Here is a 14,373-nt window from a genome sequence, read left to right as displayed (position 1 = left end):
GCATTCAAGAGCGGACGCAGAGCGTCCAGAACTGCATTCCCACGCGGAGCGTGAGGAACGATAAGCGTCCCGCAGAACACCTATCGTGCCAATGCTGAACGTCAGGCCTGATCCATCGCCTCGTTCAGCAGCTTTTCCAGTTCGGCCTTGTGGCGCAGGAAGAGGATGCTTTGCCCGTGCTTGCCATCCAGCAGCCCGGACAGGTCCAGGTCGGTGATGTAACAGCGGTAGCGCTGGGGCTCCAGGCGTTTACCGAGGATTTGTTGCGCGACGGCGGCGTACAGTCGATCGCCGTATTCCAGCTCGGAAAACTCGCTGTTGTCGCAGTACAGGGTGGCGTTCAGTTGCCCTGGCGAGGTTTCCTCGATGATTGCCTGCACGTCGTAGAACGCCTTGTCCGCGGCAGTCGGCGCTGGTCGATGCTCAACACGTCGGGCAGGCCCAGCACCGGAGGGCAGCATCTGATAGTAGAGGGCTTCCAGCGTAACCGGCGCGGACGGATCGTCCAGCGGCAATGAAGCGCCCCGGCGATAAACCAGCGCATGAAGGAAGCGCTGCAGCGGCACCAGCAGGCTTTGCTCATCGTGATACGGCAGACGCTGGTGCCAGAGCGAATTGTGCTCGTCGAGCACGTACAGGTCAGCATCCGGCTCGTTGACCCGGTAGAACACCTGAATGCATTCCGGCTGGCCGAGCGGCAGGATCAGCGCCAGATCGTGATCATCGAGTGCCTGCGGGTCCAGGTGCAGCGGGCTGTACGACGACAGCTGTTCACCCAGGTACTTGAACAGGCCGGGCAGGCTGTTGATCACCACATGACCGATCTGACCCGGCTTCATCTCCAGCACGTGATACTGCTGCTGCACCTGAATCAGGTAACGGTGATTGAGCCGCCTCTCGAGTAACAAACGCGCCGTGCCGATCAGTTCTTCAACACGCTGGGCGATGGCAGGCGCGCGGTTATGGCAGAAGCAGCGCACGTGAATCTGCGGCTGCTTACCACTCTGCGGCAGGCTGCCGAGCAGTTCGCTCATGCAGTCGAGCAGGGCGTGCGGGCCGTCATAGCGGCTGACCAGTGTTTCGTTCCAGGTATTGAGGGTGATCTGGTCCAGCGTCAGCACCAGATTTTCCCGGACACCCGCATAACTGAGCGAGTCGGTGCGCTCGGTGGTCATCAGAATATTGAGGTCGCGGTGATGCCTGAGCGGATCGACGCCGACATTGATCAACAGCAATATCTCGCTGGGCGTGCTGGGCATCAGCAACGCCTCATCGCTGACCTCGGGCAGTGGCAGTTGAATGCTCTGCTGCAAGGCGCCCATCAGGTTGAACAGCTCGAACTCGCTCAGGTCACTGGCACCCGGGTGCAATGCCACGCGGGTAGTGCTGTCGATCACGGTATTGCGGTGGCACCAGGTCAACAGCTCAAGCAATTCACGGCTGCGTTTGAGCGGTAAGAAATTCGGCCACTCGTGAATGCCCAGATTGCCGTTATACAAGGCCCACTGATACTTGCCGGGCTCGCGCTTGTCGGGAGAGTGCACCAGCGTCAGCGTATCTTCGGCAAGGTCGGGAGCGATCCCCGGGTTGATGAACTCGACTTTGCCCGCCTTGCGTTCAAAAGCCGCATACAGACGCCGACCCAGAATGGTCAGGTCGCGGGCATTGAGGGCATCGGCAGCGCTTTGCGTTTTGGCGAAGCGGCTCTGAAAGCGATAGCTGTAATTCAGCTCGTTGACCAGTGAGCGGCGCTCGCCGGCCACCTGGCGGACTTTCCACTGGCTGCGGCTGTCGAGCAGCACCAGTTGTCGCTCGTCCCAACCCCACTCCGTGGTCAGACGCTCCAGCAGCTGGCGCTGCCAGCCGACGTTGCGCAGGCGGGTCGACCCGGTGAGCTTCTTGTTGACCTTCAGGTACAGACTACGCCGCACCAGCTCCAGGCGCTCCGGCTCGTTGCGTGCCTGCAGATGCTCCTCGATACGCCGGTACACGACCACGTAGGGGTCAAGCTCATCCGGGTCAAGCTGATTGGCGAACACCGCTTGCTTGAAACGCAGGCTCAGGCACTGCACGCGGGGATGCTCGCTGGAATAGACCTCGATCAACAGCAGCTTGAGCACAGACTTGTAGGGCGACTCGATGCCTTTGAACAACTGCCACAATCCGGCACCGATGAACTCGGCCGGGGGAATGTGCGACATCGGGCCGAGGTCGAGCACCTCGCTGGCGCGAATGAAGCGCTTGCTGAGCAGGGTGTGGGTGTAATCGTCGTAATTCTGCTCTTCATAGACCGGCACCAGCCACCACATCGGGGTGCGCCCGGCGAGCCAGATCGCGGTGCGATAAAACTCGTCGAGCAACAGGTAATGCTGGGTAGTCCCGCAATCGTCCGAGCTGAGCTGCGAATCGCGCTCGCCGCTCCTGAAACGCTGCGGGTCGATCAGAAAGAAATGCGCCTCTGCGCCCATCGTCGCAGCCCAGGCTTCAAGTGCCTGGCACTTCTTGCGCAGTTCGGCGATAGCCTCCGGCTCCAGCTCGCTGTCGTGGCAGACCCAGACATCCATATCGCTTTGTTCAGCCTGAGCCAGCGTGCCGAGGCTGCCCATCAGAAACAGGCCATGAATCGGCTGGGGCGGGTTGCCGTGGCGGGCCTTGTAGGAAAAGGAGCGCGTCAGCCGCTGCGCCTCGGCCAGGGCCAGCGTGTCCGGTTCGTAATGCGAAACGCCAGCAGGCGTGCTGCCGGAAACATAACCAGGCAACAGCGGATGGTTGACGTGAAAGAACAGCGGCAGCAGGGTCAGAACGCTCTGCTGGCGGGTCGACATGCCTTCCAGCGCACGCGCGTACCGCCCGTCATTGAGCGACAGGAAACGGTTACGCAGCTGGCTGAGAACCTTGCGGTCGATGCCCTCATCCAGGTCGGGGCGAATTTCAGGATTACGCGTCATCGCAACTCAAGGCATCTGGCCTGTGCAGGCGTGGAATTACCGAGCAAGATGGCGGAGAAGGTTTGCAGCCGAGGGAAGCGGATTCGGTCGGATGGTTATTCTGGCGCCAACGTCCTGTATCGACTGGCGCTCGGATAAGTGAAGGGCCTGCCACGCTTTTTTGTGCGCAGGCCCTGCTACATTCAGGCGGCTTGCCTGGAGACGTTGAGGATGGTCAGCAATGATTGGGCATGCTGGGCGGCCTCGAGCCCGAGGCTGGTCAGGTAACCGCCATCGACCTGGGTCGTCAGTCCTTTATCGAAGAGTCTTTGTGCTGCTGCGACGGCCGTGGGCGCCGCTACATGGTGGACTTTGAGGCCTTCCTGGGTGTTTCCCAGATTGAACAGTGCAAGGATTTCCAGTTCGGCAACCAACTCAGGGGTATACGACATAGGTACTCCAGACTTTTTGTAGTAGTACGACCTCACCGGCTGGCGGGTGTGCTCTGGAATCGACGTGTCCGATCTGCGCTCGTCGGTTCTGGATGACCGTTAAAGCCGGTTTGGCGTGTAGCCCCGGAGGATCAAGCGGCAGCGGGGCATTTGCAGTGTAGTCAGCGTCTGGAGTGTTTGCAGCATATATCTTGCTGTCACGCTCTGACCGCAGGATTACTTTTCCGGCGGCAGGTCAGGCAGGGCACGCAGCGCGGCTTCATACCATTGAGTGTCGAACGGACGGTCCTGCTCCAGCAGGGCATCAATCTCGATAGCCAGCACATGGGCCATCATTTCAAGAATATCTTCACGCTCATAGTTCACCAAGGTCAGCATGTTGAAGACCGCTCTGGCTGCGGGCGGATTACCGGCTTCGATCTGGTTCTCGATGGCTTCGATCAGGGTCGAGGCAGCAAAGTCTTCTTCGTCATTATCGATGTCGTCGGTCATGGTCACTCCTCAGGTAAGGCGGGCAGTCTACCCGGAATCCTGCAATCGGGCAGTCCTGCGCGCCCGAATGATCCTGTGTAGGACGCTTCCCAAAACTGCCGGGAAATGACCCAAGTCACTGAAAGATAGAGTCAGCCCGGTAGCGTGCAGCCCGTCAATTACCAGGATGGAGGCTGAGGAGGCCGACGATGCTGACGCTTTATGGATTCGCCGCAAGCAACTACTTCAACATGGTCAAGCTGGCGCTGCTGGAGAAACAACTGCCCTTTCAGGTGGTGCCGCTGTTTGGCTGTCAGAGCCCTGAGGTGCTGGCCGTCAGCGCCCGCGGGAAGGTGCCGGTACTCGGAACGGCGGAAGGCTTCATCAGTGAGACCGACGTGATTCTGCGCTATATAGAGGACACCTCACCGGACCGGCCACTGCTGCCTGCCAGCGCATTCGCACGCGCTCAGGTGTGGACCATCGCCAAGGAAATCGAGCTGTACATCGAGCTGCCAGCGCGCATGTGTTATGCGGAGGTGATCTTCGGTGGCAGACCGACGCCGCCCGACCTCAAGGCCAAGGCGCGTCGCGATCTGATCAAAGGGTTCGCCGCCCTGGCCCAGCGCGGCCTGTTTGCACCCTACGTGGCTGGCGAGCACTTCACCGTTGCCGATATCTACTTTCTGTACAGCGTCGATCTGGCGCAACAGGTCGGCGAGCGGCTGTTCGGGCTGGACCTGCTGGAGGACATGCCCGCTGCGCGAGCCCTGCAGGAGCAGCTGGCCTTGAGCCAGAACGTTCAGCAAGTGGCCGCTGACAGAGAGGCCGACTGGCCTGCATTCATGGCTCGCGTGCAGCGGGCAGACCGCTGAGGCAGCTCGTTCCTCACACCCACGCGTGAGGAACGCTGGGCGTTATTCTGCGGTAGGCTGGCGCAGTGGCACAGGCTCTTTGCTGCGCCAGTGCGGCAGGGATTCCCAGTAGCGCTCGCCCTTGGCATCGTCATACATGCCTTCCCAGCGCGAGATGACCAGCACTGCCAGGGCATTGCCGATCACGTTCAAGGCGGTACGCGCCATGTCCATGATGCGGTCGACACCGGCGATGAATGCCAGGCCTTCCAGAGGAATACCGGCGCTGCCCAGGGTCGCCAGCAGTACGACGAAGGAAACCCCCGGTACGCCCGCGATGCCTTTGGAGGTGACCATCAGGGTCAGTACCAGCATCAATTGCGCGCCAATCGACAGGTCGATGCCGTACAGCTGAGCGATGAAGATCGCTGCGATGCTCTGATAGAGCGTCGAGCCGTCGAGGTTGAACGAGTAGCCCGTAGGCACCACGAAGCTGCAGATCGCCTTCGGCGCGCCATAGGCTTCCATCTTCTGGATCACGCGTGGCAGCACCGTTTCGGAGCTGGCCGTGGAGTAGGACAGAATCAGCTCGTCCTTGAAGATGCGCATCAGCCTGATGACCGAAAAGCCGAATGCACGAGCGATCAGCCCCAGCACCACAAAGGCGAAGAAGGCGATGGCCACGTACACCAGAATCACCAGCTTGGCGAGCGGCAACAGGGAGGCGAAGCCGAAGTTGGCGACAGTCACGGCAATCAGCGCAAACACGCCGATCGGCGCGTAGTTCATGATCATGTGAGTGACCTTGAACATGGTCTCCGAGACGCCCTGAAACAGTTTCACCAGCGGCTCACGGACCTCGGCCTGCAGGCTGGAAAGCCCCAGACCGAACAACACTGAAAAGAAGATGATCGGCAGCATCTCGCCACGCGCCATGGCAGCGAAGATGTTGGACGGAATCAGGTTGAGAATGGTCGCGATAAACGCATGATCGTGCTGAACTTCAGCCGTAGTCTGCTGATACTTGGAAATATCGACAGTGCCCAGTGTGCTCATGTCGATGCCGGTGCCCGGATGGAACACGTTGGCCAGCACCAGGCCCACCAGAATCGCGATAGTGGTCACGACTTCGAAATAGAGAATGGTCTTGAGACCGATACGCCCCAGCTTCTTGGCATCGCCCACGCCTGCAATGCCGACGATCAGCGAGGCGACAACGATAGGGATAACGATCATCTTGATCAGACGAATGAAGATATCGCCTGCGGGCTGCAGGATGTTAGTGATCCACCAGGCCTTTTCTGCACTGAAATGATTGAGCAGCGCCCCCACAGCGATACCCAGTACCAGTCCGATCAGAATCTGCCAGGCCAGACTCAGCTTTGCCTTCTTCATATTATTACCCTTGTTCAAAGTGGCTTGGGCAAGTCCAAAACCCGTGCGCCGAGCATGCTTTTTCACAGCAGTTTCGAGGCAGGAGCTCCCTTTGGAAATGTCCCGAGAAGGTCACCGCAGACGAGCATCCCAGCTCTGTAGCAGGCGAAAAAAGTCGCAACTATTCCCATGGCGCGCGTGTACGTCTAATGCCGTAAACGACTACCTCATGCATGATCGGCATACAAATACGGGAGAAATGTGTTGATTTATGTCACGCGAGAGGATGGCTATTCGGCGCGAAGCTGGCTATTACGTCGCCTCAAGCTGAACAGAGGGGCGGGGGATTAAAGACGGGATGCTGCGACGAGGACTCGACTGACAGGCCTGTTTACCTGATGTACGGTAGCTGAATGCCCAGGCCGGGGTCCGCAGACAGAACACCAGCCTGTGCAATCGAAACAAGGGCGGGCAGTCAGCCTTTACCTTTGGTACGGGTCATGTGCGGGCCGCTGTTTTTCTCGAGGTACTCGATGATCATCCCGGCCACGTCCTTGCTGGTGGTCACTTCAATGCCTTCCAGGCCAGGCGAGGAGTTGACCTCCATCACCAGAGGGCCGTGATTGGAACGCAGGATATCCACACCCGCCACGCTCAGCCCCATGACCTTGGCTGCCCGCAACGCAGTCATGCGCTCTTCAGGCGTGATCTTGATCAGGCTGGCGCTGCCGCCGCGGTGCAGGTTGGAGCGGAACTCGCCTGGCTTGGCCTGACGCTTCATCGAGGCGATGACCTTGTCACCGACCACGAAGCAGCGGATGTCGGCGCCGCCCGCTTCCTTGATGTATTCCTGAACCATGATGTCCTGCTTGAGGCCCATGAAGGCTTCGATCACCGATTCGGCCGCCGTGGCCGTTTCGCACAGCACCACACCGATCCCCTGAGTGCCTTCGAGCACCTTGATGACCAGCGGCGCGCCGTTGACCATCTGGATCAGGTCGGGAATGTCGTCGGGCGAGTGAGCGAAACCGGTGACCGGCAAGCCGATCCCCCGGCGTGACAGGAGTTGCAACGAGCGCAGCTTGTCCCGCGAACGGGCAATGGCAACCGATTCATTGAGCGGAAACACGCCCATCATTTCAAACTGACGCAACACCGCACAGCCATAGAAAGTCACCGAAGCACCGATGCGCGGGATCACCGCATCGAAGCCCTCCAGAGGTTTGCCGCGGTAGTGAATCTGCGGCTTGTGGCTGGCGATGTTCATATAGGCGCGCAGGGTGTCGATCACCACCATCTCATGGCCACGCTCAATGCCAGCTTCGACCAGACGACGGGTGGAATACAGACGCGGATTACGCGAAAGCACAGCGATCTTCATGCAACACCTGAGGAAGTAGAGGCCGGGAACACCGGCTTGTCTTGTACGTAAGTTATGCCCGGATTGACCACCAGATGGCCGTCGATCAGAGCTTTGGAACCGAGCAGCAGTCGATAACGCATCGACTTGCGGCAAGCCAGCGTGAATTCCACCGGCCAGATAAGATCGCCCAGGGCCAGCGTGGTGCGAATGACATAGCGCACCTGCGCCTGACCGTTGGAGCTCTTAATGGTTTTCATGGCAACCAGTTGCGCTTCGCAGCGACGATGCCGCAACTGAACCACAGTGCCCAGATGCGCGTTGAAGCGTACCCATTTCTGACCATTGCGTTCAAAAGGTTCGATTTCCGTGGCATGCAGGCTCGACGTGCTCGCACCGGTATCGATTTTTGCCCGCAGGCCTGCCACCCCCAGATCGGGAAGCGCCACCCACTCGCGCAGGCCGATGACTGTCAGATGATCGAATGTCTTCAATGCGATTCCGTACTTCTCAAGACTTCAGCCAGGCCTCGGGGTTAACCGGGGCCAGCGCTTTGAATGCAGGTTTTGCGAACAGATAGCCCTGCATCAGGGAGATACCGCAGTCGGCGAGAAAATCCCGCTCTTCAACGTGTTCGATACCCTCGGCGATAAGCTTAATCCCCAAGTCCGTACACATTGTGACAACGCCACGAACAATGGCCTGACGTGCGCGATCACGATGAATGTCGCGAATCAGGTGCATGTCGAGTTTTATCAGATCGGGTTGAAAATCAGCCAGCAGCGTCAGGCCGGAGTAGCCGGCACCGAAATCGTCGATGGCGGTCATGAAACCGAACTCCCGGTATTCGCGCAGGATGTTGCTCAAATGGCCGTTATTGCAGACATGTTCGCTTTCGATGGTTTCGAAAATCAACCGCTCGATGGGGAAATCATGCCGCTTGGCTGCTTCCAGCGTGCTGCGAATGCACAGCTCGGGACGATACACGGCATTTGGCAAAAAGTTGATCGATAACCGCTCGGTCATGCCCAGATTCGCAGCGCCGGCGATGGCGGTCGTGCGGCAGCTCTGATCGAATCGATAGCGGTTCTGGTCGGTCACCTGACTCAGGACTGACATTGCGCCCTCGCCGTTGGGCCCGCGAACCAGCGCCTCGTGGGCGAAGATCGAATGGTCGTGAAGATTCACGATCGGCTGATAGGCATAGTCGAACGAAAAATCGAGCTCTGGACTGTCTGTGCATCCCGCACACCCTTTTCTCGGGGCGGTCAACGAAGTTGGAAAATCTGTCACGTCGCGCTCCATAGGGGTGTGGGGCAATGAAAAGGTGAATAGCTGTTTTTGACAAGCACGTATCGGTTACTTCATGTTCATAGTGGAGCAGAAAAAGTGGGCGAGCGTGTGCTGACGCCTGGTTTATCTGGCCCGGTAACGTTCAGACTGTCACATTGATGAGGAATTCAAATGGCGCAAAAGCCGGAAGAAGACGATAAGGTCCGCCTGGATAAATGGCTGTGGGCCGCGCGCTTTTTCAAAACCCGTGCGCTGGCCAAAGCGGCTATTGAAAGCGGAAAGGTGCACTGTCGCGGCGAACGTTGCAAGCCCGGCAAGGAGCCTCGTATCGGTGACGAGTTTCAGATTCGCATGGGTTTCGACGACCGCACCGTAGTCGTCGAGGCTCTGTCCATCGTTCGGCGTGGCGCGCCGGAGGCTCAGACGCTGTATCACGAGACACCCGAGAGCATCACCAGGCGCGAGAATGCGGCGGCTCAGCGCAAGGCCGGCAACCTGGGTGTGACCACCGACGGAAAGCCGACCAAGAAACAACGCCGGGAGCTTTTCGGCTTCCGCGCCAGCCAGAACAACGACTGAAACACAGCACCGGGCAGCTCCGGCTATCAGTCCGACGTGCCATCCAGCTTGGAAGCGCACCGCATAGCTCCTAAAATGCGGTCAATCCGCATGGCCCACGGCGCTTTCGAGTGCCGGACGGTGCTTCCTCAGCCGCGTGCCATCCATTGTCATTACTTCAGATACCTTGCCTACCTATGCATGATTTCCCGAACATCGATTTCACCCAACGCTTCATCTTCGACGAAAGCGACGTTCGCGGAGAACTGGTCGCCCTGGAGCGCAGCTACGCCGAAGTGCTCGCCAAGCATCCCTACCCGGAGCCGGTCGCGCAGTTGCTTGGCGAACTGATGGCGGCTGCCGCGCTGCTCGTCGGCACCCTCAAATTCGACGGCCTGTTGATCCTCCAGGCACGCTCCAGCGGCGCAGTGCCGTTGCTGATGGTCGAGTGCTCCAGCGAGCGTGAACTGCGTGGCATTGCCCGTTATGACGAGGCACTGGTCACAGCAGGCGCAGGTCTGCAGGACCTGATGCCCGATGGCTCGCTGGCATTGACCATCGACCCGAACAAGGGCAAGCGCTATCAGGGCATCGTTGCCCTCGACGGCGTCGACCTGTCGGAAAGCCTCTCCAACTATTTCGTGATGTCCGAACAGCTCGGCACGCGTTTCTGGCTCAAGGCCGACGGTCATCGCGCCCGTGGTCTGTTGCTGCAACAGCTGCCCATCGCACAGATCACCGATCCGGAAGAGCGCGACGCCAGCTGGGAGCACGTCATCACCCTGGCCAACACCCTTACGGCCGAGGAAATGCTCGGGCTGGACAACCAGACCATTCTGCATCGCCTGTATCACGAAGACCCGGTTCGCCTGTTCGACGAGCAGCCCATCTGCTTTCGCTGCAGTTGCTCGCGTGAGCGTTCGGCCAATGCGCTGGCCAGCCTTGGGCTGGAGGACGCGCAGCAATTGGTTATCGAGCACAACGGCACGATCGAGATCGACTGCCAGTTCTGCAACCAGCGCTATCTGTTCGATGCCACTGACGTCGCGCAGCTGTTTGCTGGCGGCGGTGTCGATTCGCCATCTGACACGCGCCATTAATCATCGCGTAAAGGGCCTCAGAATACGGTGTGGGCCCCTGTAATGCTGTTCTGACAGGAGGGTCCTACCATTTCCAGGCATTTCTGGCATAATCCGGCCCACTTTTACGCTGTAGTAGTGGTTGTTTTTTTACTACAAAACCGTTTGGAGCACTCGGCCACAGGCCGACGGGGAACCTCATGACGCAAACCAACAACGCTGTGTACACCGATCTGAGCACCGACGAACTGGTCAAGGAAGCCCTTGCCCGCAAAGAAGGCGTACTGTCCGATACTGGCGCACTGGTTGTGGAGACAGGCCATCGTACTGGCCGTTCGCCGGTCGATCGTTTCATCGTTGAAGAGCCGAGCACTCAGGACGCCATCGCCTGGGGCCCGATCAACCGCAAGTTCCCGGCCGAGAAATTCGACGCCCTGTGGAACCGTGTCGGCGCGTACCTCGCCGAGCGCGAGCGCTTCGTTTCCCATGTTCATGTAGGCTCCGATCCTGCGCACTACCTGCCAGTCAAGATGACCACCGAGACTGCGTGGCACAATCTGTTCGGCCGTTGCCTGTTCATCAACCCTGAACAGTACAACCCGGCTGGAGGAAAGGACGAGTGGGAAATCCAGAACGCGCCATGGTTCGTCTGCGACCCTGAGCGTGACGGCACCAACTCCGACGGCACCGTGATCATCAACTTCGCCGCCCGCAAGGTGCTGATCGCAGGCATGCGTTATGCCGGCGAAATGAAGAAAGCCATGTTCTCGGTGCAGAACTTCCTGCTTCCGGCGTACGACGTTCTGCCGATGCACTGCGCGGCCAACATGGGCGAAGAGGGCGATGTAACCCTGTTCTTCGGTCTGTCCGGCACCGGCAAGACCACCCTGTCCGCCGACGAAAGCCGTTACCTGATCGGTGACGACGAGCACGGCTGGGGCGAAGGCGTGGTGTTCAACATCGAAGGCGGTTGCTATGCCAAGTGCATCGACCTGTCCGAGAAGAACGAGCCGGTCATCTGGAAAGCCATCCAGCACGGCGCCGTACTGGAAAACGTCGTACTCGACCCGGTTACCAAAAAAGCCGATTACGCCGACAGCAGCCTGACCCAGAACAGCCGCGCCGCCTACCCGCGCGAACTGATCGAGAAGCGCGCACCGAAAAACCTCGGTGGCGAGCCGAACGCCGTTATCTTCCTGACCTGCGACCTGACCGGCGTACTGCCGCCTGTGTCGATCCTCAGCGAAGAACAGGCTGCCTACCACTTCCTGTCGGGTTACACCGCACTGGTCGGCTCGACTGAAATGGGTTCGGGTTCGGGCATCAAGTCCACCTTCTCCACCTGCTTCGGCGCACCATTCTTCCCGCGTCCGGCTGGCGAGTACGCAGAACTGCTGATCAAGCGCATCCGCGGCTTCAAATCCAAGGTCTACTTGGTCAACACCGGCTGGACCGGCGGTGGCTACGGCGTCGGCAAGCGCTTCAACATCCCGACCACTCGTGGCGTGATCGCAGCGATCCAGAGCGGCGCACTGATCGGTGCCGAAACCGAACACCTCGACACCATCAACCTCGACGTACCGAAGTCGGTACCCGGCGTAGATACCGGCCTGCTCAACCCACGCAACACCTGGGCTGACAAGGCTGCCTACGACGAAGCGGCAAAAGCACTGGCTGGCCTGTTCGTGGAGAACTTCAAAAAGTTCGACGTGAGCGACGCCATCAAGGCTGCGGGTCCGAAGTTGTAATTAAACATCTTCAGGGTCACACGCCCGTGTGACCCTCGAAAATGCTCAAGCAAACGCCTCGACTTGTCGGGGCGTTTGCTTGTCTGGAATACTGATTTTCACTGAGGACGATGACCAGGAGGTGTGTTGTGGGCGTAAACGGGATTCAGATACGGCGTTTCGTGCCGAGCGACGAGTCAGGTGTATCGGCGATGATCCTGCCAATCCAGCGTGAAGAGTTCGGTATTCCCATCACCGCCGAAGACCAGCCTGACCTGAAAGCGATTCCGGACTTTTACCAGACCGGCACAGGGGATTTCTGGGTTGCGGTACAAGACGCTCAGGTCATCGGCAGCATCGGCCTCAGGGACATCGGCGCAGGGCAGGCAGCACTGCGCAAGATGTTTGTCGCTGCCCCGTTTCGCGGCCGGGAATTCTCCGTTGCAGCCAGACTGCTCGAGCGCCTGATCGAGGAATCAACTCGCAAGGGCGTCAGCGAAGTATTCCTGGGCACGACCGACAAGTTTCACGCTGCGCATCGCTTCTATGAAAAGCACGGCTTCAGAGAAATCACCAAGGAGGACCTGCCTGCGAGCTTTCCGTTGATCGCGGTGGACAGCAAGTTCTATGTGCTGGCCTTGAAAGAACAATGACCTGGCTACACCGCAGCGGTGTCGGCGAACCGCAATGCAGCAGAACGCCGACAGCCATAGAGGGCACGCGAACCCGCGTGCTCCGTCATAGGCGCTCAAGTCCCCTGAATGCCTGACTGGCTTTTCAGCGTGTTGAAAATGTCCATCGCCGAGCTGTCCCCCGATGTAATGTTGGCGGCGTAATGGGCGGGGTATTGGGCCTTTTCTATGGGTGGCAGCTGGTCGTAGTGGGCGAGAAGCATCACCAGTGTTTGGGTACTTTTGCCGGTTTCGTTGTATTCGTCGACATAGCGTTTGCCCATCGCTCTATTCCAGGCTTCCTGTTGAAGATGGTTTTCGGACGAAGCCGCACTACGCTCATTAATGGTGAATTCGCCACCTTCGTCATACATGATCAGTTTGAGTTGATCCTGAGATAATCCTGAGAACGGGTTTGCTGCCCCGCCATTCTTGAACAGCGTAGCCTGCCTGGCTCTTTCGAGCAGCGCTGGATCGTCGGTATCGGGGACCTCCGCATCGTGCAGTGCTCTGTTGGCGTAATAGTGTGTACCCGCGATCTTGTCGTTAATGGATGTTGCCACCGCACCCAGCTCTTTGAAGCCTAGACTACTATCGCGAATCTGAGCGCGCATCGCGCTGCTGCTTAATTGACTGGACAACGTGGAGAGGGTTGCACTATCAGCGGCGCGCTCAGAAAATAGTTTACTTATTGCCGACGTGCTACTGGTTGGGGAAACCTCTTTCGCAACAGTCGTCAGGGTAGGGCTGCTGGTAAGGGCCGTGATGTGAGAAATGTCGAACATGCTGCGTCCTCGCGTCAGTTGCCAATCCATGGCGTTATATTCGCTATCTATATCGGCACGATCAGATTCAGCTTTAGTTTCCTCCGGAGGCAGGCGCGCGCGTAATTTTGTAACGCGCACGCCTTGAGATTATTTCATGGTGAATTCAGCAGTCCATGCATGGGTAGAGAGATCGGTGACCCTGGAGGTAGCTGTGCAAATCGCACCACCTTCAGGCGTTGCAGTACGGTTCCACTTTGGAACCTTGACTCCACCCGCGCCTGCCAGCCTTACAAAGGTGGTCGAGAATACACATACCTTGGAACCCATCACATAACGAACACTGGCGTAGCTGGCATCAGGTGAGAGCGTGCTTTGCACCGTATAAAAGTTTGAATCGCCGGGTTGAACGGTAGAGCCAATGGCTGTTCTGGCGTTGCGTAGCGTCGATAACTCGTTACGCGTAACAGGCTTATGCTTCGCGGCCTCTGTTCCCAGATTTTTGAACGTCACCGTAACCGGTGGTCCCGCGTGCGCAACAACAGTGGCGCACAGCGTGGCGAGAGCAAGAGAAGTCAGCAAGACGTTTTTTGTTTTCATGATCGGTAGTTCCTGAGTTAATTAATTAAGTTCGTATTACATTAAGCAAGGCGAACGCACGACAGCAGTGAGCCGCATGTATTGACGTGCACGCGCTATCGCCCGATTAAAATCCGCCATGTATCAGCGCACAGAAAGTGCGCCGTCCACCTGAAGGTGTTTATGTCGATGACAGTCGGAGGATGACCCTATACTAAAAAGCAGGGGTGACTCCGCTGAACGGGTTAGAAGAAAAGATTAGTT

At 58.5% G+C, this 14,373-nt stretch carries 14 protein-coding genes; 5 read left to right on the top strand and 9 right to left on the bottom strand.

Features of this window, described 5'->3' with window-relative positions:
• Window positions 1-101 precede the first annotated feature (101 nt).
• The 3 genes from LIX91_RS24375 to LIX91_RS24365 form a co-directional block, all read right to left on the bottom strand.
• The gene (locus LIX91_RS24375) at window positions 102-2,948 is read right to left on the bottom strand and encodes a class I adenylate cyclase (RefSeq protein ID WP_226489332.1); all 2,847 of its coding nucleotides are present in this window, start codon (window positions 2,946-2,948) and stop codon (window positions 102-104) included.
• 182 nt (window positions 2,949-3,130) lie between these two features.
• Window positions 3,131-3,379 carry a TIGR02647 family protein gene (locus LIX91_RS24370; protein ID WP_003344490.1) on the bottom strand — a complete coding sequence of 83 codons (249 nt, stop codon included), beginning with the start codon at window positions 3,377-3,379 and terminating at the stop codon, window positions 3,131-3,133.
• Between the two features lie 216 nt (window positions 3,380-3,595).
• Window positions 3,596-3,871 carry a hypothetical protein gene (locus LIX91_RS24365; protein WP_003344493.1) on the bottom strand — a complete coding sequence of 92 codons (276 nt, stop codon included), beginning with the start codon at window positions 3,869-3,871 and terminating at the stop codon, window positions 3,596-3,598.
• A gap of 188 nt (window positions 3,872-4,059) precedes the next feature.
• On the opposite strand from LIX91_RS24365, the gene LIX91_RS24360 reads away from it, so the two are divergent.
• A complete protein-coding gene (locus LIX91_RS24360; RefSeq protein WP_103696547.1) occupies window positions 4,060-4,725 on the top strand; it encodes a glutathione S-transferase family protein in 666 nt (221 codons plus the stop codon).
• Window positions 4,726-4,767: 42 nt separating this feature from the next.
• Here the strand turns inward: LIX91_RS24360 and gltP are convergent, their stop codons facing one another.
• The 4 genes from gltP to LIX91_RS24340 form a co-directional block, all read right to left on the bottom strand.
• Entirely contained in the window at window positions 4,768-6,099 is a 1,332-nt protein-coding gene (gltP, locus tag LIX91_RS24355; protein ID WP_003344498.1) for a glutamate/aspartate:proton symporter GltP, read from the bottom strand.
• A 454-nt stretch (window positions 6,100-6,553) separates the two neighbouring features.
• Window positions 6,554-7,459, bottom strand: coding sequence for a 30S ribosomal protein S6--L-glutamate ligase (rimK, locus tag LIX91_RS24350; protein WP_003318100.1), 906 nt, complete (start codon window positions 7,457-7,459; stop codon window positions 6,554-6,556).
• Window positions 7,456-7,899: an ATP-dependent zinc protease gene (locus LIX91_RS24345; RefSeq protein WP_174518740.1), complete on the bottom strand. Its 444-nt coding sequence runs from the start codon at window positions 7,897-7,899 to the stop codon at window positions 7,456-7,458. The genes rimK and LIX91_RS24345 overlap by 4 nt, the downstream gene beginning before the upstream one ends.
• Before the next feature lie 49 nt (window positions 7,900-7,948).
• The gene (locus tag LIX91_RS24340) at window positions 7,949-8,731 is read right to left on the bottom strand and encodes an EAL domain-containing protein (RefSeq protein ID WP_032697543.1); all 783 of its coding nucleotides are present in this window, start codon (window positions 8,729-8,731) and stop codon (window positions 7,949-7,951) included.
• 171 nt (window positions 8,732-8,902) lie between these two features.
• On the opposite strand from LIX91_RS24340, the gene LIX91_RS24335 reads away from it, so the two are divergent.
• The 4 genes from LIX91_RS24335 to LIX91_RS24320 all read left to right on the top strand — a co-directional run bounded on the left by LIX91_RS24335 (window position 8,903) and on the right by LIX91_RS24320 (window position 12,748).
• On the top strand, window positions 8,903-9,310 hold the full coding sequence (locus tag LIX91_RS24335; protein WP_004412259.1) for an RNA-binding S4 domain-containing protein: 408 nt from the start codon (window positions 8,903-8,905) through the stop codon (window positions 9,308-9,310).
• Between the two features lie 176 nt (window positions 9,311-9,486).
• A complete protein-coding gene (hslO, locus tag LIX91_RS24330) occupies window positions 9,487-10,389 on the top strand; it encodes an Hsp33 family molecular chaperone HslO (RefSeq protein ID WP_003408317.1) in 903 nt (300 codons plus the stop codon).
• 179 nt (window positions 10,390-10,568) lie between these two features.
• Complete coding sequence (locus LIX91_RS24325) at window positions 10,569-12,116, top strand: phosphoenolpyruvate carboxykinase (protein WP_003408316.1); 1,548 nt, start codon at window positions 10,569-10,571, stop codon at window positions 12,114-12,116.
• Between the two features lie 128 nt (window positions 12,117-12,244).
• A complete protein-coding gene (locus LIX91_RS24320; RefSeq protein WP_004412254.1) occupies window positions 12,245-12,748 on the top strand; it encodes a GNAT family N-acetyltransferase in 504 nt (167 codons plus the stop codon).
• A 95-nt stretch (window positions 12,749-12,843) separates the two neighbouring features.
• On the opposite strand, the gene LIX91_RS24315 is transcribed toward LIX91_RS24320, so the two are convergent.
• Window positions 12,844-13,551, bottom strand: a complete 708-nt coding sequence (locus LIX91_RS24315; protein ID WP_226489331.1) for a hypothetical protein — start codon at window positions 13,549-13,551, stop codon at window positions 12,844-12,846.
• A 129-nt stretch (window positions 13,552-13,680) separates the two neighbouring features.
• Window positions 13,681-14,130, bottom strand: coding sequence for a hypothetical protein (locus LIX91_RS24310; RefSeq protein WP_080393217.1), 450 nt, complete (start codon window positions 14,128-14,130; stop codon window positions 13,681-13,683).
• Window positions 14,131-14,373 lie beyond the last annotated feature (243 nt).

This window comes from Pseudomonas sp. B20 (assembly GCF_020515755.1).
In the GTDB taxonomy this organism is placed as follows: Bacteria; Pseudomonadota; Gammaproteobacteria; order Pseudomonadales; family Pseudomonadaceae; genus Aquipseudomonas; species Aquipseudomonas syringae.
The sequence above is the reverse complement of the archived record's forward strand: the minus strand, read 5'-3'. Positions and strand labels throughout refer to the sequence as shown.